Source organism: Senegalia massiliensis (genome assembly GCF_009911265.1).
Lineage (GTDB): Bacteria > Bacillota > Clostridia > Tissierellales > SIT17 > Anaeromonas > Anaeromonas massiliensis_A.
The window spans coordinates 121639-145343 of record NZ_QXXA01000006.1 but is presented as its reverse complement, the minus strand read 5'-3'; the positions used below and the strand labels follow the sequence as shown (position 1 = coordinate 145343).

The 23705-nt window shown below is 27.1% G+C and carries 28 protein-coding genes and 2 riboswitches; of the genes, 27 read left to right on the top strand and 1 reads right to left on the bottom strand.

What is annotated here, in order from left to right; genetic code table 11:
• Nucleotide 1: 1 nt before the first annotated feature.
• The 19 genes from cbiB (at nt 2) to D3Z33_RS06420 (ending at nt 15353) form a co-directional block, all read left to right on the top strand.
• A complete protein-coding gene (gene cbiB / locus D3Z33_RS06510; RefSeq protein WP_160196967.1) occupies nt 2-961 on the top strand; it encodes an adenosylcobinamide-phosphate synthase CbiB in 960 nt (319 codons plus the stop codon).
• Nucleotides 962-965: 4 nt separating this feature from the next.
• Nucleotides 966-2018, top strand: a complete 1053-nt coding sequence (locus D3Z33_RS06505) for a pyridoxal phosphate-dependent aminotransferase (RefSeq protein WP_160196966.1) — start codon at nt 966-968, stop codon at nt 2016-2018.
• Nucleotides 2011-2574: a bifunctional adenosylcobinamide kinase/adenosylcobinamide-phosphate guanylyltransferase gene (gene cobU, locus D3Z33_RS06500; protein ID WP_160196965.1), complete on the top strand. Its 564-nt coding sequence runs from the start codon at nt 2011-2013 to the stop codon at nt 2572-2574. Before D3Z33_RS06505 ends, cobU begins: the two co-directional genes overlap by 8 nt.
• Nucleotides 2574-3299: an adenosylcobinamide-GDP ribazoletransferase gene (gene cobS / locus D3Z33_RS06495; RefSeq protein ID WP_160196964.1), complete on the top strand. Its 726-nt coding sequence runs from the start codon at nt 2574-2576 to the stop codon at nt 3297-3299. The genes cobU and cobS overlap by 1 nt, the downstream gene beginning before the upstream one ends.
• Nucleotides 3300-3881, top strand: a complete 582-nt coding sequence (locus D3Z33_RS06490; protein WP_160196963.1) for a histidine phosphatase family protein — start codon at nt 3300-3302, stop codon at nt 3879-3881. It abuts the gene before it with no gap.
• Between the two features lie 274 nt (nt 3882-4155).
• A complete protein-coding gene (locus D3Z33_RS06485) occupies nt 4156-4635 on the top strand; it encodes a hypothetical protein (RefSeq protein ID WP_160196962.1) in 480 nt (159 codons plus the stop codon).
• Between the two features lie 73 nt (nt 4636-4708).
• Nucleotides 4709-4885, top strand: a riboswitch (cobalamin riboswitch).
• Nucleotides 4886-4993: 108 nt separating this feature from the next.
• Complete coding sequence (locus D3Z33_RS06480) at nt 4994-6355, top strand: cobyrinate a,c-diamide synthase (RefSeq protein WP_243153440.1); 1362 nt, start codon at nt 4994-4996, stop codon at nt 6353-6355.
• Nucleotides 6342-6854, top strand: coding sequence for an ECF transporter S component (locus D3Z33_RS06475; protein ID WP_160196961.1), 513 nt, complete (start codon nt 6342-6344; stop codon nt 6852-6854). The genes D3Z33_RS06480 and D3Z33_RS06475 overlap by 14 nt, the downstream gene beginning before the upstream one ends.
• A 4-nt stretch (nt 6855-6858) precedes the next feature.
• Complete coding sequence (locus D3Z33_RS06470) at nt 6859-7611, top strand: AIR synthase related protein (protein WP_160196960.1); 753 nt, start codon at nt 6859-6861, stop codon at nt 7609-7611.
• On the top strand, nt 7598-8464 hold the full coding sequence (locus tag D3Z33_RS06465) for a hypothetical protein (protein WP_160196959.1): 867 nt from the start codon (nt 7598-7600) through the stop codon (nt 8462-8464). Before D3Z33_RS06470 ends, D3Z33_RS06465 begins: the two co-directional genes overlap by 14 nt.
• A 12-nt stretch (nt 8465-8476) precedes the next feature.
• Nucleotides 8477-9094 carry a precorrin-8X methylmutase gene (locus D3Z33_RS06460; protein ID WP_160196958.1) on the top strand — a complete coding sequence of 206 codons (618 nt, stop codon included), beginning with the start codon at nt 8477-8479 and terminating at the stop codon, nt 9092-9094.
• A gap of 8 nt (nt 9095-9102) precedes the next feature.
• Nucleotides 9103-10218: a cobalt-precorrin-5B (C(1))-methyltransferase CbiD gene (gene cbiD, locus D3Z33_RS06455; RefSeq protein ID WP_160196957.1), complete on the top strand. Its 1116-nt coding sequence runs from the start codon at nt 9103-9105 to the stop codon at nt 10216-10218.
• Entirely contained in the window at nt 10211-10831 is a 621-nt protein-coding gene (cbiE, locus tag D3Z33_RS06450; RefSeq protein WP_160196956.1) for a precorrin-6y C5,15-methyltransferase (decarboxylating) subunit CbiE, read from the top strand. Before cbiD ends, cbiE begins: the two co-directional genes overlap by 8 nt.
• Nucleotides 10824-11396 (top strand): precorrin-6Y C5,15-methyltransferase (decarboxylating) subunit CbiT, encoded by a 573-nt coding sequence (gene cbiT, locus D3Z33_RS06445; RefSeq protein ID WP_160196955.1) that lies wholly within the window; start codon nt 10824-10826, stop codon nt 11394-11396. The genes cbiE and cbiT overlap by 8 nt, the downstream gene beginning before the upstream one ends.
• Before the next feature lie 4 nt (nt 11397-11400).
• Nucleotides 11401-12105: a precorrin-2 C(20)-methyltransferase gene (gene cobI / locus D3Z33_RS06440; RefSeq protein WP_160196954.1), complete on the top strand. Its 705-nt coding sequence runs from the start codon at nt 11401-11403 to the stop codon at nt 12103-12105.
• The gene (gene cobM, locus D3Z33_RS06435; protein WP_160196953.1) at nt 12106-12864 is read left to right on the top strand and encodes a precorrin-4 C(11)-methyltransferase; all 759 of its coding nucleotides are present in this window, start codon (nt 12106-12108) and stop codon (nt 12862-12864) included.
• Nucleotides 12861-13886, top strand: coding sequence for a cobalt-precorrin 5A hydrolase (cbiG, locus tag D3Z33_RS06430; protein WP_160196952.1), 1026 nt, complete (start codon nt 12861-12863; stop codon nt 13884-13886). The genes cobM and cbiG overlap by 4 nt, the downstream gene beginning before the upstream one ends.
• Entirely contained in the window at nt 13879-14616 is a 738-nt protein-coding gene (gene cobJ / locus D3Z33_RS06425) for a precorrin-3B C(17)-methyltransferase (protein ID WP_130805328.1), read from the top strand. Before cbiG ends, cobJ begins: the two co-directional genes overlap by 8 nt.
• A complete protein-coding gene (locus D3Z33_RS06420) occupies nt 14613-15353 on the top strand; it encodes a cobalt-precorrin-6A reductase (protein ID WP_160196951.1) in 741 nt (246 codons plus the stop codon). The genes cobJ and D3Z33_RS06420 overlap by 4 nt, the downstream gene beginning before the upstream one ends.
• Before the next feature lie 28 nt (nt 15354-15381).
• On the opposite strand, the gene D3Z33_RS06415 is transcribed toward D3Z33_RS06420, so the two are convergent.
• Nucleotides 15382-15612: a hypothetical protein gene (locus tag D3Z33_RS06415; RefSeq protein ID WP_160196950.1), complete on the bottom strand. Its 231-nt coding sequence runs from the start codon at nt 15610-15612 to the stop codon at nt 15382-15384.
• 518 nt (nt 15613-16130) lie between these two features.
• A riboswitch (cobalamin riboswitch) is annotated at nt 16131-16307 on the top strand.
• Between the two features lie 152 nt (nt 16308-16459).
• On the opposite strand from D3Z33_RS06415, the gene D3Z33_RS06410 reads away from it, so the two are divergent.
• From D3Z33_RS06410 to D3Z33_RS06375, 8 genes are read left to right on the top strand one after another with little or no spacing between them, the layout of a single operon-like run.
• Nucleotides 16460-16825 carry a sirohydrochlorin chelatase gene (locus D3Z33_RS06410; RefSeq protein WP_160196949.1) on the top strand — a complete coding sequence of 122 codons (366 nt, stop codon included), beginning with the start codon at nt 16460-16462 and terminating at the stop codon, nt 16823-16825.
• A 24-nt stretch (nt 16826-16849) separates the two neighbouring features.
• On the top strand, nt 16850-18088 hold the full coding sequence (hemA, locus tag D3Z33_RS06405) for a glutamyl-tRNA reductase (protein ID WP_160196948.1): 1239 nt from the start codon (nt 16850-16852) through the stop codon (nt 18086-18088).
• Entirely contained in the window at nt 18078-18698 is a 621-nt protein-coding gene (locus D3Z33_RS06400; protein ID WP_243153439.1) for a precorrin-2 dehydrogenase/sirohydrochlorin ferrochelatase family protein, read from the top strand. The genes hemA and D3Z33_RS06400 overlap by 11 nt, the downstream gene beginning before the upstream one ends.
• Nucleotides 18676-19575: a hydroxymethylbilane synthase gene (gene hemC, locus D3Z33_RS06395; protein ID WP_160196947.1), complete on the top strand. Its 900-nt coding sequence runs from the start codon at nt 18676-18678 to the stop codon at nt 19573-19575. The genes D3Z33_RS06400 and hemC overlap by 23 nt, the downstream gene beginning before the upstream one ends.
• The gene (cobA, locus tag D3Z33_RS06390) at nt 19568-21058 is read left to right on the top strand and encodes a uroporphyrinogen-III C-methyltransferase (RefSeq protein ID WP_160196946.1); all 1491 of its coding nucleotides are present in this window, start codon (nt 19568-19570) and stop codon (nt 21056-21058) included. Before hemC ends, cobA begins: the two co-directional genes overlap by 8 nt.
• 11 nt (nt 21059-21069) lie before the next feature.
• Nucleotides 21070-22047, top strand: coding sequence for a porphobilinogen synthase (hemB, locus tag D3Z33_RS06385; protein WP_160196945.1), 978 nt, complete (start codon nt 21070-21072; stop codon nt 22045-22047).
• Nucleotides 22047-23339, top strand: coding sequence for a glutamate-1-semialdehyde 2,1-aminomutase (hemL, locus tag D3Z33_RS06380; protein WP_160196944.1), 1293 nt, complete (start codon nt 22047-22049; stop codon nt 23337-23339). The genes hemB and hemL overlap by 1 nt, the downstream gene beginning before the upstream one ends.
• Nucleotides 23340-23349: 10 nt before the next feature.
• Nucleotides 23350-23700 carry a VOC family protein gene (locus tag D3Z33_RS06375; protein WP_160196943.1) on the top strand — a complete coding sequence of 117 codons (351 nt, stop codon included), beginning with the start codon at nt 23350-23352 and terminating at the stop codon, nt 23698-23700.
• The last annotated feature ends 5 nt before the right edge of the window (nt 23701-23705 follow it).

Genomic DNA, 23705 nt, shown 5'->3' with positions numbered 1-23705 from the left:
AATGATAGAAATGTATATAATTTTTTTAGCTCTTATATTAGATTTTTTATTTGGGGACCCATATTTTATACCACATCCTATTGTTTATATAGGTAAGTTAATATCATATATTGAAAATAAAATCAGAAAATCAAAAATGGATTTAAAAATAGGAGGATTTTTACTTTTAATATTAGTATTAATGATAGTTTTTATAATTATTAGTATTATACTTTTTATAGCTAATAAGATTCACCCGGTTTTTAATATTGTAATAACTATTTATTTGCTTTACACATCCCTTGCAGCAAAATGTTTACGAGATGAAGGAATTAAAATTTATAAAGTATTAAAAAAAGGTGATATAAAAAAAGCAAGAATATTAATATCATATTTAGTTGGACGTGATACAGAAAATTTATCTGAAGATGAAATAACACGTGCTACAGTAGAAACTATAGCAGAGAATACTATTGATGGAGTATTAGCACCTTTGTTTTATATATTTATAGGATTTTTAGTAGAAATGCCTGTACAATTTGTATTTTTATATAAATCAATAAATACACTTGATTCAATGGTAGGTTACACTAATAAAAAATATAAAGATATTGGGTACTTCTCAGCTAAATTAGATGATGTAGTAAATTTTATACCAGCAAGAATAGGAAGTTTTTTTATGATTTTAGTTGGTTTATTAAAATATGATATAAAAAATGGCTTTAAAATATTTATAAGAGATAGATTTAATCATAAGAGTCCAAATGCAGGATTTCCTGAATCTGCAGTAGCAGGGTTATTAAATATTCAAATAGGTGGGGAGAATATTTATTTCGGTGAAAAAATATATAAGCCAACTATAGGAGATAAAAATAGAACATTAGAAATTGAAGATATAAATAGAACTATAAATATTATGTATATAAGTGAAATATTATTTTCCTTATTTTTCATTGTTATAGTATTTGTAATTGGAGGGTAGATATATGAATAAACATGGTGGATATTATGGAGATGGAAATATAATAGATTTTAGTATAAATATTAATCCATTAGGTCCATCTGAAAGAGTAATAGAAAGTTTAAGAAGCTCTTTAGATAATATAGATAAATATCCAGAAGTAGATGGAAAGAGACAAAGAGAAGCAATTTCGAAAAAATTAGGAATTAGTAGTGAAAATGTAATACTTGGAAATGGTGCAATACAGCTTATATACGTTTTTTCACGTTGTATAAAATTCAAAAATATATCTATAGTCCAACCTACTTTTAATGAATATGAAAGGGCATTTAGTCTTAGTGGAAGTAATATAGAGTATTTTAAAACAGACAAAGATAATTTTAATATAGATTTAGAAAAGCTAAAAATCCATTTAGATGAAAAAAATATAGATTGTCTTGTGTTGTGTAATCCAAACAATCCTACAGGGAATTTCTACAATAATGACTTTCTAAAAAAGTTATTAGAGATATTAGATGAAAGAAATATATTTTTATTTATAGATGAATCTTTTGTAGATTTTTTAGAAGAAAAAACCACTATAGAATTTATAGATAAATATAATATCTTTATATTAAGGTCTCTTACAAAATTTTATGCTATACCTGGACTTAGACTAGGATTTGGCATTTCACATAAAGATATTATAAAGAAAATGAAAGATAATATTGAGCCTTGGGCTGTAAATAGTTTAGCATTAAATGTAGTTAAAGATATAATTGATGATGATCTATATTATTATAAAAGTTTAACTTGGTTATATGAGGAAAGAGACTTTTTATATTCAGGATTAAAAAGGATATCATATTTGAATGTATATAAAACTTACACAAATTTCTTTTTATGTAGATTAAAAAATATTGAAGCATCTACTCTTCAATATTTATTATTAGAAAAAGATATTTATATTAGAACATGTGAAGACTTTGTAGGTTTAGATAATACCTATTTTAGAATTGCCATAAAAAGAAGAGAAGAAAATATATTCATATTAGATGCACTAAAATCATTAGATGAAGCAGGTGAATTAAATGGGTGATTTAACTTTAGTAACAGGTGGAGCTAGAAGTGGAAAAAGTAGTTTTGCTGAAAAAATAGTAAAAAAGAATGGGAAAAATGTAGTATATATTGCAACTTCGATACCTTTTGATGAAGGTATGAAATCTAGAATTAAAAAACATAGAAAACAAAGACCAGAATCTTGGCATACAATAGAAATGTATAAAAACTTTAATATTATATTAGACGACGATAAATTTAAATATGCAGATACTATTATATTAGATTGTATTACAATAATGATTTCAAATTTAATATTAGAAAAAAATATAGATTTTGATGATATTTCTGAAGAAGAAATAGATACTTTAGAAAATCAGATATTTAATGAAATATATATACTTTTAGATGCATTAAAAGATAAAAATGTAGTACTTGTAACAAATGAATTAGGCATGGGAATTGTACCTTCATATAAATTAGGTAGTATATTTAGGGATATTGCAGGTAGGGTAAATCAATATATTGCAAAAAGAGCAAATAAAGTGTACCTTACAGTGTCTGGTATACCTATAGAAATTAAAGGAGAAAAATGATGGAAGGTTTTATACTTTTATTATCATTTTTCACAAGGATTCCTGTACCATATGTAGAATATACAGAAGAAAAATATAAAAAAGGAATAAAATATTTACCTATAATAGGTTTGATAATAGGTATTATACTTTTTATATTTACATTTTTAGAAAAATTTATTCATAGACCAGTATTATCTTTAATCATATGGATTATATATATTTGGATAACAGGAGCCATTCATTTGGATGGTTTTTCTGATACAATAGATGGAATTTTTTCAAATAGAGATAAAGAGAAAATGTTAGAAATAATGAAAGATAGTAGGATAGGAGCATTTGGTGTAATTGGGATAATAATATTACTAATATCAAATATCACTTTAACTTCTTATATAGATTTAAAGTATATATTATTAGTACCTATTTTAAGTAGAACACTTGCAATATTTTCAGCTTCAATTAGTGATTATGCTAGAGAAAGTGGTATGGGTAAGATATTTATGGATAATATAAATAAAAAAGAATCTAGTTTGGCACTTGTGTTTTTAGGTATAATAACTGTAGTATTGTTTGGAGTTAATGCAATTCTACCTATTGTTATTTGTATATTAGTATCATTATATTTAACAAGATATATAACAAAAAAAATAGGTGGGATGACAGGAGATACCATAGGGTTTATAATTGAAATAACACAAATTATATTTTTATTTTCTATTTATATATTAAGGAGTTGGATTTAAATGAAACTAATACTTTTAAGACATCCTGAGACCATTGCAAATAGTAAAAAAGTATATATAGGACAAACTGAATCTAAATATACAGATAGAGGAAGAGATCAATTTGATAAGATAGTAAATAACTTTGATTATGATGTGGATTGTATTTATACAAGCCCTATGACAAGATGTAAGATAATTGCTAAGAGTATAAGTGAAAAAATAGATACTAAATTAGACATAGTAGAAAATATAAATGAATTAAATTTCGGTATATTTGAAAATAAAAATTATAAACAAGTAGAAAAACTATATCCAAATGAATGGAGAAATTGGATAGTTGATTATATTAATTATGCTATACCAGAAGGAGAATCATTAAGGGATTTATACACAAGAGTAGAAGAATTTTTAAATATTCTAAAGAAAAAAGATGGAAAATATTTGCTAGTTACTCATGGTGGAGTTATTCAAACCATTATAGCATTATTACTTGATTTAGATATAGATGATAGATGGCATTTTAAAGTTTCAGAAGGAGCATTAGTTGAAATAGACTATATAGATGATTATGGAGTTCTAAAGAATTTAATTAATTATTAGTAAAAAACCTATTAATAGGTTAAGGAATATAATATTAGATGAAAAAACAAGTAAAAAAGTAATTACTTTTTTACTTGTTTTTTTGTTTTGATTAATTATTAGAGAGATTCTTTCAATTTAATATAATAAAAGAAGGGATTTAAAAACTTTTATAGAATATTTTATATGTTGAATATTTATTAGTTTTTGTTATACATATTTTAAATTCAATTGATATAAGGGGATTTATATGAATTCGTTAGATCTTATAAATAAGATTAAGTGGAGGTTTGTGATGAAGAAATCAATAAAAACATTACTGATATTTATTTTAACTATATTTTTATCATTTGCATTAATGGGATGTTCATATTTAAGTGAAAAGAAAGGTGAAGTATACAATGATAACCATGAAATAGCTTCAGGTGAGGATAGTGCATTATTCATAAAAAGCGTAGAAAATAATATGGGTAATAATAAGTCATTAAAATTCAGTAGCTTTTCTGGAGTAAAAACGTTATGGAAAATTGAATCACAAGCTAATGGGAAAGTAATACTAGATTATGATATAGAAGTGACAGAAGGTGATTTTAAAATAGTATTAGTTACACCAGATAAGGATATAGTAGAAATTTATGAAAAGGATATAGCAGATAATAAAGAACTTAAATTAGAATCTGGTAAAAGTCAAATAAAAATGGTAGGAAATAAAGCTAAAGCTAAAATAAAAATAAATATTAACTATGAAGGTGATGTGAAGATAAAGAAGTTTTAATAAAAATCATAAGAGAATAAAAAATAATATTTACATCTATATCTACAAATGATAATATATATTTAACAATAAAAATCGAATATTAAAATTGGGTTCATGTTTATGATTAATAGGGAAAGAGGTGAGAAACCTCTGCAGCCCCCGCTACTGTAACCATAACGAAATCTCAAATCCACTATTCATTAGAATGGGAAGGAGAGAAAGTAGGATGATGGCAAGCCAGGAGACCTACCTGATTTTTTAAAAGTATGCCTTCGGAGGGAAGGGATTGCTAGCTTGTAAATAATATATTTATAGCTGTAAATCTAATCCTACTTCGAAGTAGGATTTTTTATTTTGCATAAAAAGAGGTGATGAATTGAAAGGTATAATGATAGCTGGTACAAATAGTGGAGTAGGAAAAACTACTCTAAGTCTTGGAATAATGAAGGCACTTACAAATAGAGGTATTACAGTTGCTCCCTTTAAGGTTGGACCTGATTATATTGATCCAAAATTTCATGAATTTGTAACAGGGAATGCTTCATATAATTTAGATAGTTATTTACTAAATAAAGAATTAGTTACAAATCTATTTAATAAAAATTCAAAAGACAAGGATATATCTATAATTGAAGGAGTAATGGGGTTATATGATGGTTTTGGAATAGAAAAAGACAATGCAAGTTCTAGTCATATAGCAAAAATACTTAAATTACCTATAATACTTGTAGTGGATGGAAGAGGAATGTCACTTAGTTTAGCAGCTTTAATATCAGGATATAAAAATTTTGACAAAGATATTAACATCGCTGGAGTTATTATAAATAATGTATCAAGTAAAATGCACTATGATTTACTTCGTACAATAGTAGAAAAAGAAAATAATATTCCGTGTCTTGGATATTTACCTAAAAATTTAGATATATCATTAAAAAGTAGACATTTAGGATTAATACCAGCTGAAGAAGTAGATGAACTAGAAGAAAAAAGTGAAAAATTATCTAAAACCATAGAAGAAACTATAGACTTAGATAAGTTATTAGAAATATCAAAACTGGAAGTTATAAAAACACAAAACTATATAGGTATAACAAAAAAATATGATTTGAAGATAGGAGTATTTAAGGATAAAGCTTTTAATTTTTATTATAAAGATAATTTAGATTTATTAGAGCAACTAGGCATAACTCTTATTCCTATAAGTCCAATTAAAGATGAAAAATTACCAGATGTAGATGCTTTATATATAGGTGGAGGATTTCCAGAAGTTTTTAGTAATGAATTAGAAACAAACAAATCATTTAGAGAAGACTTAAAAGAAATATTAGAAAAAGGACTTCCTTGTTACGCTGAGTGTGGGGGACTTATGTATCTTACAAATTCAATTTATGATTTAGATAATAATAAAAGTGAAATGGTAGGATTTATTGATACAGATAGTCATATGACAGAAAAACTTCAACGCTTTGGATATATTGAAATAGACTTCAAAGGTATAAATATAAATGCTCATGAATTTCATCGCTCTATGATTAATAAAAATGATGAAATAGATTTCTTATATAATATATCTAAAAAAAGAGAAGGCAAAGTATATAAAAGATGGAAATGTGGGATAAAGAAACAAAATACTCTTGCAGGATATCCTCATATTCATTTTTATAGTAATATAGAATTTTTATATTATTTATTAGATTATATTGAAAATTTTAAGGGGGAGAATTATGACAAATACTAAAACTTATGAGAAAATTACTACAACAAAATTAACTTATTCAGGAGTACTTATAGCATTATCTTTTATAGGAGCTATGATTAAATATCCTGGAACAACCATTGCACTTGATAGCATGCCAGGATTTTTTGCATCAATTTTTTTAGGACCAGTATATGGCGCTGTGGTTGCAGGCTTAGGTCACCTTTTAACTGCTATGACTAGTGGCTTTCCTCTTTCCTTACCTATGCATTTAGAAGTTATGGCACTTATGGCATTTACAGCATTTGTATTTGGAAAAGTGTACATAAAAGGATTTAAGATATTATCAAATGTAGTAGCTATAATATTAAATGGACCTATTTCAGCTTTTATAGCAGGAATATTGGCGAGCATTTTAGCATTGCCGTTTTCAGGTATGGCTTTATTCATGGCAATAGTAATACCTTTAACATTAGCATCTATGTTAAATATAATAGCAGCTTCTACACTTTTTGAAATTATAAAAAAGAAAGAGAGATAGTTTTATGAATTCCACACAATTTAGAGATTTGACTTTTATAGATATAAATGAAAATGACAAATTAATAATTTCATGTGATTCTGCTGGAGGTATAGGAAATAAAGAAAAGGATATCGTAAAAACATATCCTGAAACTTTAGGGTATTTAACACTTCATGTAGTATTATCAGAATTATTTTCAATAGGAGCAAAACCTATTTCTATAATAAATACATTATCAGTAGAAATGAACCCTACAGGAAACATTATATTAAATGGAATAAAAAATCTTTTAAGAGAATTAAACTTAGATGAAGATATACTAGTTACAGGAAGTACAGAAGAAAATTTTCCTACAGTTCAAACGGGTATAGGATTGACTGCCATAGGTTTAGTAGATAAGAGAAACTTCAAAATGCCTTATACTCCAAAGAATTCATTAATAGCAGTTGTTGGAATTCCTAAAGTTGGAAATGAAATATTAGAAGACAATGGAGAGATAATTTCAATAAAAAATATAATTGATTTAAAACAAAAAGATTATATTCATGAGATATTACCTGTAGGATCACAAGGAATATTAAAAGAAATAGAAGAAATGGCTAAGACTAATGACTTAGATTACTCTATAGATGAAAGTGTCGATATAGATTTATATAAATCAGCAGGAACTTCAACTTGTATTATAGTAAGCATTGACCATAAGGACTATGAAACATTGAAAAACGATATAGATAAACCTGTTTTTAAGGTTGGAAAATTCTATGATAAGAGCTAAATGTCCAGCAAGTTGTGGAGAGTTATTTCAGGGATATATTGATGGTAAAAACTTGCTCATTTCATATCCTATAGATTTATTTTCAGTAGTTACAATTAAAGAGGGTATATCAAATGAAATATTATATCCTAAAGCATATAATGCTATAAAAAAGTCTCTTAAATATTTTGGATATAATCAAAATGAATATAAAAACATTGCTTTAGATATAGATTCAAATATTCCAATAGGAAAAGGAATGGCAAGTAGTACAGCTGACTTAGCTGCTACTATACTTGCAACAAGCAGGTATTTAAACGAAGAAATAGATAATGAACAAATAGCTAATATAGCTATAGAAATAGAACCTACAGATAGTACTATATTTCAAAAACTTACATTATATGATTATTTAAAAGGCAGATATAAAAAATTATATGAGAATAAATTAGATTTAAAAGTACTTTGTATTGAGGGGAAAGGTACTATTGATACTGTTAAATTTAACAAATTAAATTTATACTATGAAAAGATAAAACATGAGTTAGAATATAGAAAATCTTTAAGTTTAGTTGAAAAAGGACTAAAAGAAAATGATATGCATAAATTAGCCAAAGGGTCTACATTGAGTGCTTTCATAAATCAAAAATATTTATTTAAAGAGGATTTAGAAAATATATATAATTTAGCTGTTAAATATAATGCATATGGTATAAACACTTCACATAGTGGTACTGTAACAGGAATATTATATGATAAAGAATGTTTTGATAAAGAAAAGTTTTTATATGAAATTAAAAATATAATAAATTTTAATAAATATGAAAGAGTACAAGAATATAACATAATAAAAGGTGGTCCAAGCCTATTTTAGAGGAGTGAAAAAATGAATTACGTAAAAGAGCCAAAAACTATAGAAAAAAATAGTTTTGAAATAATTACAGAAGAATTAGGTGATAAAAAGTTTGATGAAAAAGAAGGTAAAGTAGTAAAGAGAGTAATACATACTACTGCTGACTTTGAATATGCTGATATATTAGAAATTCATGAAGATGCCATAGAAAGTGGGATAAAAGCACTTAAAAATGGATGTGATATTTATGCTGATACTGGAATGGTTTTATCAGGTATAAACAAAAGAGTACTAGGTGAACTTGGCGGACAAGTATGTAATTTTGTTCATGATGAGGATGTAGTAATAGAAGCTAAAAAAAGAGAAATCACACGTTCAATGGTAGCTATAGAAAAGGCAATGAACAATAAAAATATAAAGATTTTTGCAATAGGAAATGCTCCTACAGCACTTTTCACTTTAAAAGAGAAGATAGAAAAAGGAATGCCTAAACCTGATTTGATAATAGGAGTACCTGTAGGATTTGTAGGGGCTGCTGAATCAAAAGAAATAATCAAAGATTTAGGAGTGCCATATATAGTTACCAATGGTAGAAAAGGTGGAAGTACAGTAGCTGCAGCTATAGTAAATGCACTTTTATATATGATATAGGTGATAATATGGATAGATATGTAGTTAAAGGTGGTAAAAAATTAAGATATGGATATACCACAGGATCATCTGCTACAGCGGCAGCTAAGGCAGCAACTAGAATGCTATTTACAGGATGCGAAATAGAAAATGTAAAGATAAAAACTCCTAAAGGTTGGGATTTAATTTTAGATGTAGAAGATATTATTATAAAAAAAGATAAAGTCAAATGTGCTATTGTAAAGGATAGTGGAGATGATCCTGATTCTACAAATGGAATAAAGATTTATGCAGAAGCTGAATTAATAGAAGGCGAAGAAGTAATTTTAACAGGTGGAATAGGAGTAGGGAAGGTAACAAGAGAGGGACTTGCTGTAGACATAGGTGAATATGCAATAAATCCTGTTCCTAGAAAAACTATAATTGAAGCCGTAAGAGAAGAATTACCTGAAGGGCTTGGAGTAAAGATCACTATATCTATACCAGAAGGTGTAGATATAGCCAAAAAAACTTTTAACCCAAAGCTTGGTATATTAGGAGGTATATCAGTACTTGGAACTAGCGGCATAGTTGAGCCTATGAGTGAGGAAGCATTTAAGGATTCCATAGCACTTGAGCTATCAGTACTTAAAAATAAAGGCATAAAAAAAGTAATATTTTCACCAGGAAATTATGGTAGAGATTTTGTAGAAGAGTTAAATTTAAAAAATTACTCTCTCATAAAGACAAGTAATTTCATAGGTTTTATGCTAGATAAAGCTGTAGAATATGACATAGAAGAAATACTTTTTGTAGGTCATATTGGCAAAATGATAAAAGTATCAGGTGGAATATTCCATACACATAGTAAAGTAGCAGATGCAAGAATGGAGATATTAGCTAGTAACTATGCAGCTTTAGGTGGATTACAAGATGATATAAATAATATACTAAATAGTATTACAACAGATAAGGCTATAGAATATATTGATGAAAATAAAAGAGATGATTTGTTTAAAATATTAGTACAAAAAATAACTGAGAAATGTAGAGACAGAGTATATGACAGTATAAAAATTGGCACAGTAATATTTTCTAAAAAGTATGGATTATTGGGAATGTGTCCTATAGGAAAAGATATGTTGGAGGAATATAAAAATGAATAAATTATATATAATAGGACTTGGGCCAGGTCATAAAGATTATATATTACCTATTGCTAAAAAGAAAATAGCCGAATCAAATATAATAATAGGTGCTAAAAGAAATTTAGAAAATATTGATATCTCTAAAAAAGAAATTTTTGATATATCACAAGGACTTTCTAAAATGATAGATTATATAAAAGAAAATCTAAACAAAAAAATAGCAGTCGTAGTTTCAGGAGACACAGGATTTTTTAGTTTAAAGTCATATATCAAGAAAAATTTAAAAAATGTAGAAATGGACATAATCCCAGGAATTAGTTCAGTTCAATATATGTTTTCTAGGATAAATGAATCTTGGGAAGATGCACATTTTTTATCATTACATGGTAGAGAAAGTGACATTTTAGAAATAGTAGCAACAAATAAAAAGGTAGCAATACTTACAGATAAAATCTGGACTCCTCAAAAAATAGCAAAGGAACTTTTGGATAATGGGATAGAAGGACGAACTATTTATATAGGAGAGAATTTATCATATCCAAATGAAAAGATTCATAGTGGAAGTCCTGAGGATATAATAAAAATAAAAAATAGTGATTTAAATGTGGTGGTGATATTACAAGATGAGTAGATTTAGTATAGAAGATGATGATTTTATAAGAGGAAAAGTACCTATGACAAAATCTGAAATTAGAGCTATAACTATAGGTAAATTACAATTAGAAAAGGATTTAAAAGTAATAGATATAGGAGCAGGAACTGGAGGTATCTCTATAGAAATAGCATCTATTGTAGAAAATGGTAAAGTTTATGCAATAGAAAAAAAGAAGGAAGCAGTAGATCTTATAGCTAAAAATAAAAGTCATTTTAATATAGATAATTTAGAAATTATTGAAGGTGTTGCACCAGAGGCGTTAAAAGATATAGGTGATATAGATAGGGTTTTCATTGGTGGTTCATCTGGAAATATGGAGACAATAATAAATTGGTCATATGAAAAATTAAAAGATAATAATAAGATTGTAATAAACACTATAACCATAGAAAATGCATATAAAGCAATAAACTTTTTAAAACAATATAAATTTAAAGACATAGATATAGTACATGTAAATATAAGCAAAGGCAAAAGTATTGGAGACTTAACTATGATGATAGGTACAAATCCAATATATATAATATCAGCTAAGAGGTGAAATGATGATAGGAAAATTTTATGGCATTGGAGTAGGTCCAGGTGACCCGGAGCTAATTACTATAAAAGCAGTAAAAGTATTAGAAAAAATAGACATTGTAATATGTCCTAAAAGTAAAAAGGAAAGTAAAAGTGTAGCACTCTCCATTGCTGAAGATTATTTAAATAAAAAAGCAGAAATATTAAAATTAGAATTTCCAATGACTTATGATGAAGAAAAACTAAACGTTACTTGGGAGAGAAACTCTAAAATAATATTAGATTTACTTGAAAAAGGAAAAAATATAGCATTTTTAACTATAGGAGATCCAATGGTATATAGTACATATATGTATTTATTACCTTTCTTAAAAAAGAAAGATATAAATATTGAAACTATACCAGGAATAACATCCTTTTGTGCATCAGCGAATAAAGTAAATATTCCTCTAGCGTCTCAGGAAGAAACACTTTCTATAATACCTCTTAGGAAAAATATAAGTGAATTTGAAAAGGTAGTAGATGATTATGATAATTTAGTAGTTATGAAGCCTTCTACTGAACATAAAAGATTAGCTGAAATTTTAGAGAGCAGAAATTTAGAAGATAAATTTGTACTTGTATCTAAATGTGGCACAAATGAAGAAAATATAAGCTATGATATTGATGATTTAAAAAATAAAAAAGTACCATATTTATCAACACTTATAATAAAAAAAGGAGGTATTTAAATGAATACAGTATATTTTATAGGAGCAGGTCCAGGAGATCCTGATTTAATAACAGTTAAAGGGAAAAACATAGTAGAAAAAGCAGACATTATAATATATGCAGGTTCTCTTGTTAATAAAGATATTTTAAATTGTAGAAAAGATGAAAGTAAATTATATAATAGTGCATCTATGACACTTGAAGAAGTTATTGATGTTATGGAAAATGGAATAAAACAAGGAAAATCTGTAGCAAGAGTTCATACAGGGGACCCTAGTATATATGGAGCAATAAGAGAGCAAATTGATAGATTAGATGAACTAGATATAAAATCAAAAGTTATACCAGGTGTGAGTTCATTTGTAGCATCAGCAGCTGCATTAAATAGGGAGTTTACACTTCCAGATGTTTCTCAAACAGTAATTTGTACAAGACTTGAAGGAAGAACTCCTGTTCCAGAAAGTGAAAGTTTAGAAAAACTTGCAAGTCATAAGGCATCAATGGCTATATTTCTATCAGTACAGATGATTGATAATGTAGTAGATAGGCTTTTAGAATATTATGATGAAAATACTCCTGTTGCAGTGGTACAAAAAGCTACTTGGCCTGATCAAAAGATAGTACAAGGAACATTAAAAGATATATCAGAAAAAGTAAAAGAAGCTAATATAACAAAAACAGCACAAATATTAGTAGGAGGATTTTTAGGAGATAAATATAGCTTATCAAAATTATATGATAAAAATTTTTCCCATGAATATAGGGATGCTAAAAAGTGAAATTAGCTATAATTACACTTACAAAAGGCGGACTTAAGAAAGCTTTAGAAGTAAAAAGATATTTAAAAGATACGCCTATTTATACCTTAGATAAGCATAATTATGGGAAATTCAAATCAATAAAAGGAAAACTATCAGAGAATATAGAGGATTTCTTTAAAAATTACGACACCATACTTTTTATTATGGCTACAGGAATTGTAGTAAGGTCTATAGCAGCACATATAAAGGACAAAACTATTGATCCTGCTATACTTGTAATGGATGAAGGTGGAAAACATATTATAAGCTTACTTTCAGGGCATATTGGAGGGGCAAATAGTTACGCAATACATCTATCTGAATTAATAGGAGCAACACCTGTTATAACTACAGCATCTGATGTAAATGGTGTATTATCTGTAGATATGATAGCAAAAGAGTTGAATCTTTCTATAGAAAGTATGGAAGATGCAAAAATAGTCACAGCAGATATAGTAAATGGTAAAAACGTAGGAATTAAATCAGATATTTCTATAGATAAAAATTTAATTAAAAATCTCATCACACCAGAAGATGAAAGATTTAAAGATATACAAAGTTTAATAGATATAACAAATAGCATTAAAAAATACACTATGCCCACATCAGTATTGATACCAAGAAATATAGTATTAGGTATAGGATGTAGAAGAGGAATAGAGAAAAATAGAATGTTATATGCTATATATAAATCTATGGATAATAATAATTTATATATGGAAAGTCTAAAAGAAATAGCAACAGTAGATGTTAAAAAAGATGAAATTGGACTTATAGAATCATCAAAGGAATTAAATGTATCACTTAATATAATTAGTAGAGAAGAAATTAAAAAAGTTGAACATCTATTTGAAGGCTCTAATTTTGTGAAAAAGTCGATAGGAGTATCCTCTGTTTCAGAGCCTGTAGGATACATCTCAAGTAATAATGGAACATGTATAATGAAAAAAACAAAAATGGATGGTATAACAATATCTATTTGGGAGGAAAACAATGAGTAATGGAAAAATATATGTAGTAGGAATAGGACCTGGAGATAAGAAACATATGACTTTTAGAGCAGTAGAAGCTATAAAAGAATCTGATATTATAATAGGGTATAAAAAATATATAGAACTTGTAAATGATTTAATTGATGACAAGAAAATAGTATCATCTCAAATGAAAAAAGAAGTAGAGAGATGTGAAAAGACATTAGAATATGCTGAAGATGGAAAAACTGTAGCACTTGTAAGTAGTGGGGATGCAGGGGTTTATGGTATGGCTGGTATAATGCTTGAAATAGTATTAAAGCATAAAAGTGATGTAGAAGTAGAGATAGTACCAGGGGTTTCAGCATCCAATGCATCAGCAGCTTGTGTAGGTGCTCCTCTTATGCATGACTTTGTTACAATTAGTTTAAGTGATTTACTTACAGACTGGTCACTTATAGAAAAAAGGTTACGTCTTGCAGCAGAAGGAGATTTTTCAGTAGCAATATATAATCCAAAAAGTAAAAAAAGAACAGAGCAAATTGTAATAGCAAGAGATATATTTTTAAAACATAAAGATAAATCTACACCTGTAGCCATAGTTAGAAATGCTAAAAGAGAAGGTGAAGAAACAATACTTACTGATTTAGAAAATATGTTAAATTTTGATATAGATATGTTTACAACAGTTATAATAGGAAATTCAAACTCATATATAGATGGTGGAAAAATGGTAACACCTAGAGGTTATAAAATATGATATTAGTTTTATCTGGTACAGAGGATGGAAGGCTTATTGTAGAAAAACTACTAGATAAAAATCATTCTGTAATTGCAACAACAGCTACAAATTATGGAGCAAGACTTTTTAAGACTCATCCTAATTTAAAAGTCATATCAAAAAGATTGGATAAAGAAGATATGGTAGATTTAACTAAGAAGTATAATATAAAAATTATAGTAGATGCGACACATCCATATGCAGCAGAAGTTTCTAAAAATGCCATAGAAGCATCAGAAGAATCAGATATTAAATATTTTAGATTTGAAAGAAAAGAAATAACTTATGAAAATATAGATAGATTTTCATCATATGAACAAGTAATAAAGTACTTAGAAAATAAAAAAGAAAATATAATCTTAACAACAGGAAGTAATAATCTAGATAAATTTAAAAATGTGAATTTTAAAGATAATTTATATATAAGAGTACTTCCTACAGCAAATGTAGTAAAAAAATGTACTGATTTAGGATTTTTACCTAAGAGGATATTAGCACTTCAAGGTCCATTTAGTACTGATTTTAATAAAGCTGTGTATGAGTTTTATAATATAAAGTATATAGTTACAAAAGATAGCGGAGATATAGGCGGTACAAATGAAAAAATAAAGGCAGCACTTGATATGAATATAAAGGTACTTTTAATAGATAGGCCACAGATAGATTATCCTAATAAGTATAATAGTATTAGGGAATTGATTGAGGATATAGAATGAAATGAAAAAACCCTTGCAAGGGTTTTTTCTAATTTAATTGTATATTATATCTATTTTTTGTAATTTCTTTATAATTCTTAGCCAACTCATCATATCCTTTTATTTCTAATATATGTATAGCTTTATTAAGAGAATTTTTATAGGTTTCTTCATTTTCACCAAGAAAATATTCAGAAACGATTTTTAAAATGTCAGACCCTTTCAGATAGAAATATTTTCCTTTATAATGTATAATTAAATTAATAAAGTAATTAATCACTTAAATTACCATAGTAAAAGGATTGTTTAAGTGTAAAATATTCAGAAAATTAACAATATCCTTAATTATAATTGTAGCATTAATTTGATCGATACCACAAGTAAATTATGCACAAGATGAAGACATATCAGAAACTATGCAATTACTAATGTTGAATTAAAATAATTTATTATCTTATTTTAATTAATACATAGAGAGAGGAGGATTGAAGATTTATAAGCCACCAATATAGTAAAAAATAATACCAATAAAAATTCAAGTTTTACAATTCATAGTGTAACTTATACAACAAGAAGAACACAATCTTAATCTGCAGATGTTTCTACAAGTATTCCCTATGGAGTACCTGCATATTCTACTTATTTATTATGTGTTTTTAGTGTAAGATAAATAAAATTATAAATATTAATTTTATTATTCAATTACGAATTAATCAATAAAAATACTTTTCGATTAATTTTTGATATACATTCTATTTACAACCCCTCCAACAAATGATATTATAAACTTACAAGAAAAACTGAATATTAAAATTAGGTTCATATTTATGATTAATAGGGAAAGAAGTGAGAGACCTCTGCAGCCCCCGCTACTGTAACCATAACGAAATCTCAAATCCACTATTCATTAGAATGGGAAGGAGAGAAAGTAGGATGATGGTAAGCCAGGAGACCTGCCTGATTTTACGAAGTAACCTTCGGAGGGAAGGATTTACTAGTATGAATATATTAGTATATTTAATCCTGCCTCTACGGTAGGATTTTTTTATTATTAATAATTATGTATGATAAATATAATAATATAAACCTATCTATTTAAAAATAAAAATGAAAGAAAAGGTGATATAATGAAAAAGGGATTGTTAATTATAGGACATGGAAGTAGATCAAATGAAGCAAAAAAAGGATTTTCTGATATGATAGATATCGTAAAAGAGAAAACAGATAAGTATATTATAAAAGGCGCTTATATGGAGATAAGTAGACCTTTTATACCAGAAGTAGTAGAAGAAATGGTTAATGAAGATATAAAAGATATAACAGTAGTACCTTACTTTTTATATGAAGGAATTCATATAAAAGAAGATATACCTCATATAATAAAAGAGTTAGATAATAAATATGAAGAAGTTAATTTTAAAATATCTAAACCATTAGGAGTTGAGCCAGTTTTAGGTGATATATTACTTGAGCGTGCAGAAAGTGTTAATTAGAAATAGGATCAGGAGTTGATATCTATGAATATTTCAGTAGTGGGAATAAATCACAATACAGCAACAACAGATATTAGAGAAAAGGTAGCTTTTACAGATAGTATGAAAATAGAAACTACAACATATCTTTTAGATAGTGGAGTAAAAGAATGTATTATACTTTCTACCTGCAATAGAAGTGAAATATATATATATAGTGAAGATGGAAATGTAGATAGGGATATAGAAGTAGTTAAAAATATTTATAGAAAAAAGTCAGATATAAAGCAAATTGATAAATATTTTTTTGTAAAAAAAGAGATAGAATCAATTTATCATTTATATGAAGTAGCAGCTGGTTTAAAATCTATAGTACTTGGTGAAGATCAAATTTTAGGACAAGTAAAAGAAGCACATAGGCTAGCTATGGAAATAGGCGGAAGTGGCAAAAGATTAAACAAGTTATTTAGAGAATCAGTTACTACAGCTAAAAAAGTAAAGAAAGAACTTAAAATTTCAGAAATACCTCTTTCCATAAGTTATATAGGAGTTAAATTTTTAAGAGAAAAAATTGATTTAAAAGGCAAAAAAGCACTTATTATAGGATTAGGAAAAATGGGAAATCTAGCTCTTAAATACTTAGAAGAAGAAGATTTAGATGAGATTTTCATGTCAAATAGAAGTCATGATAAATTATATAAAATAAAAGAATTATATGAAAATGTAACTCCAATTGAATATGATGATAGATATAATATTATAAAAGATATAGATATACTCATAACAGCAACAGCCTGCCCTCATCATATAATAAGGAAAAAAGATATGAAGAAATTAGAAAAGAATTTATATATTTTAGATCTTGCACTACCACGTGATGTAGAAGAGGATGTAGAAGAGCTAGAAAATGTAAATCTTTATAATATAGATAATTTAAAGGAAATCTCAGAAAAAAATGAAGTTAAAAGAAAAGAATTATCCAAAAAAGCTAAAAGTTTAATAAATGAAGATATAATTAGTTTTAAGAATTGGATAGATACTTTAAAAGTAGATCCTATAGTTAAAAGTATGAGTGATAAATGTGAGGAAATAGAGAAAAACACCTTAGAATATATATTTAGAAAAATAGATTTAAGTTCAAGAGATAAAAAAATAATGGAAAAGATAATACATTCTTCATTTAAAAGAATAATTAGAAATCCAGCAATTAAATTAAAGCAAATAAATGATAAAGAAAAACTAGATAATTATATAGAAATGATGTCAGATATTTATGAGTTATAAAGAAGAAACTTCATTTTATCCAATTATGTTAAATTTAAAAGATAAAGATATAGTAATAATAGGAGCAGGAAAGGTAGCTCTAAGAAAAGCTAAAAATTTAATGGAATATGGGGGAAAACTAAGTATTATAAGCCCTAAAATAGAATCTGAGTTTTATAATTATAAAGATAAAATTAATATAATAAAAGATAAGTATAATAAAAAATATATTTTAAATTCTTCAATAGTAATAGCAGCAACTGATGATAAAAAGTTAAATAGAAAAATAGGTATTGATTGTAAAGATGAAAACATATTATGTAATAATGTAACAGATAGAAATTCTGATTTCATTGTACCTTCTACTTTTAAAAGAGGAGATCTTACAATATCTGTTTCAACAAATGGAAAAAGTCCATCACTTTCAAAGAGTATAATATTTGAATTAGAAGAAAAGTATGATGAAAAGTATATAGAGTTCTTAAAATTATTAGGTGATATAAGAAAAATAGTATTAGAAAAATGTAATGATGAAAAAAGAAAAAAGGAAATATTAAATGAAATAATAAATTTGAGCTTAGATGATTTAAAGGGGAGAAAAAAATTATATGAAAATAAAAGTAGGCTCTAGAGGAAGTAAATTAGCTCTAACTCAAACGAGATGGGTAGTAGATAAATTAAAGGAGAAAAATCCCAATATAGATTTTGAGATAAAAATAATACGCACAAAAGGTGATAAAATAAAAGATATTCCATTAGATAAAATAGGTGACAAGGGATTATTTGTAAAAGAAATTGAAAATGCTTTATTAAAGGGTGAAATAGATATAGCAATTCATAGCATGAAAGATATGCCTTCTAGTTTACCAACTGGACTTAAATTTGCATCTATACCTAAGAGAGAAGATGCAAGAGATGTTCTTATATTAAAAGAAGGATATAGTGACTTAGATAGTCTTCCAAGAGGAGCTAAAATTGGTACTGGAAGCAAAAGGAGAAAGTATCAATTATTAAATTATAGAGATGATTTAGAAATAGTACCTATTAGAGGTAATATTGAAACTAGAATAGAAAAGATAAAAACTCAAAATTTAGATGGAGTAGTTTTAGCTGCAGCAGGTATTAAGCGATTAGGATTAGAAGAAAAAATTTCTATGTATTTACCTAATGAAATAATATTACCATCACCTAGTCAAGGTGCACTTGCACTAGAAATAAGGGAAGATGATAAACAGTTAGAAGATATGATAGATTCTATATCTTCAAAACAAGCTTGTATTCAAGTAAAAGCTGAAAGAGCATTTTTAAAAGGTGTTAATGGAGGCTGTCATATACCAATAGGAGCATATGCAACTATAAATGGTGATGAAATAATTCTTGACACATTATTTGGAGATGAAGATGGTAAAAAATTAGTTAGAAAAACAAAGAGTTCAAAAATTAGTGAAGCAGAAGAACTAGGATTAGAACTTGCAAAAACTGTATTAGAGGAGTTTGGAGATGAATAAAGGTAAAGTTTATCTTATAGGAGCAGGACCTGGGGATATAGGTCTTATTACAGTAAAAGGAATGGAAAAATTAAAGGAAGCTGATGTAATAGTATATGATAGATTAGTAAATGATAGCCTTTTAAAAGAATCTAAAACAGAATGTGAAATGATATATGTAGGCAAAAAACCAAATCATCATACACTTAAGCAAGGTGAAATAAATAAGTTATTGGTTGAAAAAGCCAAAGAAGGTAAAACAGTAGTAAGGTTAAAAGGTGGAGATCCTTACGTCTTTGGTAGAGGTGGAGAAGAAGGAGAGGAATTATATAAAAATAATATAGAATTTGAAGTAGTACCAGGAATTACTTCAGCTATTGGTGGGCTTTGTTATGCTGGAATTCCTATTACTCAAAGAAACGTTGCAACCTCATTTCATGTTTTCACAGGTCATTTAAGTGATGATGAAAAAGAATTTGACTTTGAATCTATAGTTAAATTAAATGGAACTTTAGTTTTTTTAATGGGAATGAAAAATTTAGAAAAAATAACTAAGGGATTAATGGAATATGGTAAAAACCCTGATACTCCTGTTGCAATAATAAATTGGGCTACTAGAAATAATCAAAAAGTAATTACTGAAAGATTAAATAAGATATATGATTATGCAGTGGAGAAAAATATGTCTTCACCAAGTCTTATAGTAATAGGTGATGTGGTAGACTATAGAGAAAAATTAAGCTTCTTTGAGAAAAAACCACTACATGGTAAAAATATAGTTGTAACACGTTCACGAGCTCAAAATAGTTCTATGATAAAAAAATTACGAGAATTAGGAGCAAATCCAATAGAGTTTCCAACAATAAAAATAGAAAAATTAGAAAATACAAAGTTAATAAATGAAATAAAAAATATAGATAAATATAATTATATAATACTAACAAGTGAAAATGGAGTAGAAATATTTTTTAAAGAATTATATAAAATGGGTTATGATAGTAGGTGGCTTAAAAACTCTAAAATAGTATCAATAGGAAAATCTACTACAGAAAAATTAAAACAATTTGGAATAATAGCAGATATAATGCCTAAAACTTACAAACAAGAAGAATTGTATGGTTTATTAAAAGATAAAGTGAAAAAAGATGACAATATACTTTTGCCTAGGTCAGCTAAAGGAAGAAAGTTTATAGTAGAAAAATTAAACCAAATATCAAATGTATGTGAAATACATACATATACCACAGTTATAGATGATAGTAAAAGTGATGAGTTTATAGATAATTTTAAAGATGTAGATTATATTACATTTACATCTTCATCTACTGTTGAAAATTTCTTTGAAATTATAGGTAAAGAAAATAAGAAGTTATTAAGTAACGCAAAACTAATATCAATAGGACCTGTTACGTCATCTGCAATAGAGGAATTTGGATTTAAAGTATTTAGTCAAGCAAAGGAATATACAATAGATGGAATAATAAGCTCTATATTAAACAATTAGGAAGTGAAAAAGTGGAATTAAAAAACAGACCAAGACGTTTAAGGACAAATGGAATAATAAGAAATTTAGTAAGAGAAACTAAGTTAAACATAGAAGATTTAGTATATCCATTATTTGTAGTGGAAGGAGAAAATATAAAAAAAGAAATTCCTTCACTACCAAATAATTATCATTTTTCAATAGACAAATTAGTTGAAGAAGTAAAAGAATTAACTAAATTAGGTATTCATTATATAATGTTATTTGGCTTACCTGATAAAAAGGATAATATAGGTAGTAGTGCATATAGTGATGATGGAATAGTTCAACGTGCAATAATAGAAGTGAAAAAAGAAATTACAGATATATATATAATTACAGATATATGTATGTGTCAATATACAGATCATGGTCATTGTGGATTATTAACTGAGGACGGGAAAATAGAAAATGATACTACAGTTGAAAAGCTATCAAAAATAGCAGTAAGTCATGCAAAAGCTGGAGCAGATATGGTAGCTCCATCAGATATGATGGATGGAAGAATAGCTCATATGAGAAGAGAACTTGATAGTGAAGGTTTTAAAGATACACCTATTATGAGTTATAGTATAAAATATGCGTCATCATTTTATGGACCATTTAGAGATGCAGCTCATTCAACACCATCATTTGGAGATAGAAGTAGTTATCAAATGGATTTTACAAACCCTAAGGAATCGTTAAGAGAAGCAGAGATTGATATAGATGAAGGTGCAGACATTATAATGGTAAAACCAGCACTTTCTTACCTTGATATAATAAGAAGGGTAGATGAAAAATATAATATACCAATAGCAGCATATAATGTAAGTGGTGAATATGCCATGATTAAGATGGCTATAAAAAATGGATTAATGGATGAAAAAGTGATATATGAATCATTATTATCTATAAAAAGAGCAGGAGCAGATATAATAATAACATATTTTGCAAAAGAAATAGCAGAAAAACTAAGGGGGAGAAATTAATGGAATTTGAAAAGTCAAAGAAAGCATTTGATGAAGCTAAAAAATATATTCCAGGAGGAGTAAATAGTCCTGTAAGAGCTTTTGGTTCTGTGGATATAGCTCCAATTTTTATAGAAAAAGCTAAAGGAAGTAAAATATATGATATAGATGGAAATGAATATATTGACTATATTTGCTCATGGGGACCACTTATATTAGGACATAGTAATGAAAAGTTAGTAAATGGAATAGAAGATGAATTTAAAAAAGGTACAAGCTATGGACTCCCTACACAAATAGAAACTAAAATGGCAAAAAAAATAGTAGATGCATATCCTTCAGTAGAAAAAGTTAGAATGGTAAACTCAGGGACAGAAGCTACAATGAGTGCTTTAAGACTTGCAAGAGCTTATACCAAAAAGAAAAAAATAATAAAATTTGAGGGTTGTTATCATGGTCATTCAGATGGACTACTTGTAAAATCAGGTTCAGGTACACTTACTTATGGAATTCCTACAAGCCCTGGAGTAAATTCTACAGTAATAGAAGATACAATAGTATGCGAATATAACAATATAGATTCAGTAAAAAAGGCATTTCAAGATTCAGATGATATAGCAGCAGTAATAGTAGAACCAGTAGCAGGAAATATGGGAGTAGTTGAAGCCAAGAAAGAATTTTTAGAAGAATTAAGAAAAGTAACAAAGGAATATAATTCTCTACTTATATTTGATGAAGTTATAACAGGGTTTAGATTATCATACTCTGGTGCCCAGGGAATATATGATATAAATCCAGATCTCACTTGCTTTGGGAAAATTATAGGCGGAGGACTTCCAGTAGGTGCTTATGGTGGAAAAGCTGAGATAATGGATATGATAGCACCATTAGGTGGTGTATATCAAGCAGGAACACTTTCAGGGAACCCATTAGCAATGTATATGGGATATAATACTTTAGAAATACTTGAAAATAATAAAGATATATATGATGATTTACAAGAAAAAGCCAAGAAGTTAGAAAAAGGATTAAATGAACATATAGAAAAATTAAATATAGATGTGACTATAAATAGAGTAAAAGCTATGATATGTATATTTATGTCACAAGGACCTGTAGATAGTTACAGTCAAGTTATGAAATCAGATACAGATAAATATGCAATATTCTTTAAAGAAATGCTAAAGCAAGGAATTCTTTTACCACCAGCACAATTTGAAGGATTATTCCTATCAACAGCACATACAGATTGCGATATAGAAAAAACAATAGATGCAGCAGGAGAGGCATTTAAAGTGGCTTTTAGAAAATAGAGGTGAAAAAATGTATAATGAGTTTATATTATTTCTAGGAACAGATAATCTAAAAGAAACTGATGATTTTTATAGAAATGTATTAGAACTTGAACTTTATAAAGACCAAAAAACATGTATGATTTATAAAATAAATCAAGGGTCATCTATTGGGTTTTGCACTCATATAAATAAAACTATAGATAAGAAAAGTTCTATTCTCACATTAATAGTTAATGATGTAGATAAAATGTATGAAAGTATTAAAAATAAGGGCATAAATATAGAAGATAAACCTAAAAAGAACGAAAAATTTAATATATACCATTTCTTTTTAAAGGATAATAATGGATATACTATAGAAGTACAAAAGTTTTTATAGAAGGT

Bases quoted from the DNA above. Each gene is read 5' to 3' on its own strand.
- cobJ (WP_130805328.1), top strand. From the start codon at position 13,879: ATGAGTAATGGAAAAATATATGTAGTAGGAATAGGACCTGGAGATAAG.
- D3Z33_RS06505 (WP_160196966.1), top strand. From the start codon at position 966: ATGAATAAACATGGTGGATATTATGGAGATGGAAATATAATAGATTTT.
- cobA (WP_160196946.1), top strand. From the start codon at position 19,568: ATGAATAAAGGTAAAGTTTATCTTATAGGAGCAGGACCTGGGGATATA.
- D3Z33_RS06460 (WP_160196958.1), top strand. From the start codon at position 8,477: ATGAATTACGTAAAAGAGCCAAAAACTATAGAAAAAAATAGTTTTGAA.
- D3Z33_RS06485 (WP_160196962.1), top strand. From the start codon at position 4,156: ATGAAGAAATCAATAAAAACATTACTGATATTTATTTTAACTATATTT.
- D3Z33_RS06475 (WP_160196961.1), top strand. From the start codon at position 6,342: ATGACAAATACTAAAACTTATGAGAAAATTACTACAACAAAATTAACT.
- cbiB (WP_160196967.1), top strand. From the start codon at position 2: ATGATAGAAATGTATATAATTTTTTTAGCTCTTATATTAGATTTTTTA.
- cbiD (WP_160196957.1), top strand. From the start codon at position 9,103: ATGGATAGATATGTAGTTAAAGGTGGTAAAAAATTAAGATATGGATAT.
- D3Z33_RS06470 (WP_160196960.1), top strand. From the start codon at position 6,859: ATGAATTCCACACAATTTAGAGATTTGACTTTTATAGATATAAATGAA.
- cobI (WP_160196954.1), top strand. From the start codon at position 11,401: ATGATAGGAAAATTTTATGGCATTGGAGTAGGTCCAGGTGACCCGGAG.
- cobM (WP_160196953.1), top strand. From the start codon at position 12,106: ATGAATACAGTATATTTTATAGGAGCAGGTCCAGGAGATCCTGATTTA.
- cbiT (WP_160196955.1), top strand. From the start codon at position 10,824: ATGAGTAGATTTAGTATAGAAGATGATGATTTTATAAGAGGAAAAGTA.
- D3Z33_RS06410 (WP_160196949.1), top strand. From the start codon at position 16,460: ATGAAAAAGGGATTGTTAATTATAGGACATGGAAGTAGATCAAATGAA.
- D3Z33_RS06400 (WP_243153439.1), top strand. From the start codon at position 18,078: ATGAGTTATAAAGAAGAAACTTCATTTTATCCAATTATGTTAAATTTA.
- D3Z33_RS06420 (WP_160196951.1), top strand. From the start codon at position 14,613: ATGATATTAGTTTTATCTGGTACAGAGGATGGAAGGCTTATTGTAGAA.
- cobU (WP_160196965.1), top strand. From the start codon at position 2,011: ATGGGTGATTTAACTTTAGTAACAGGTGGAGCTAGAAGTGGAAAAAGT.
- hemL (WP_160196944.1), top strand. From the start codon at position 22,047: ATGGAATTTGAAAAGTCAAAGAAAGCATTTGATGAAGCTAAAAAATAT.
- D3Z33_RS06375 (WP_160196943.1), top strand. From the start codon at position 23,350: ATGTATAATGAGTTTATATTATTTCTAGGAACAGATAATCTAAAAGAA.
- hemC (WP_160196947.1), top strand. From the start codon at position 18,676: ATGAAAATAAAAGTAGGCTCTAGAGGAAGTAAATTAGCTCTAACTCAA.
- cobS (WP_160196964.1), top strand. From the start codon at position 2,574: ATGGAAGGTTTTATACTTTTATTATCATTTTTCACAAGGATTCCTGTA.
- D3Z33_RS06465 (WP_160196959.1), top strand. From the start codon at position 7,598: ATGATAAGAGCTAAATGTCCAGCAAGTTGTGGAGAGTTATTTCAGGGA.
- hemA (WP_160196948.1), top strand. From the start codon at position 16,850: ATGAATATTTCAGTAGTGGGAATAAATCACAATACAGCAACAACAGAT.
- D3Z33_RS06490 (WP_160196963.1), top strand. From the start codon at position 3,300: ATGAAACTAATACTTTTAAGACATCCTGAGACCATTGCAAATAGTAAA.
- cbiE (WP_160196956.1), top strand. From the start codon at position 10,211: ATGAATAAATTATATATAATAGGACTTGGGCCAGGTCATAAAGATTAT.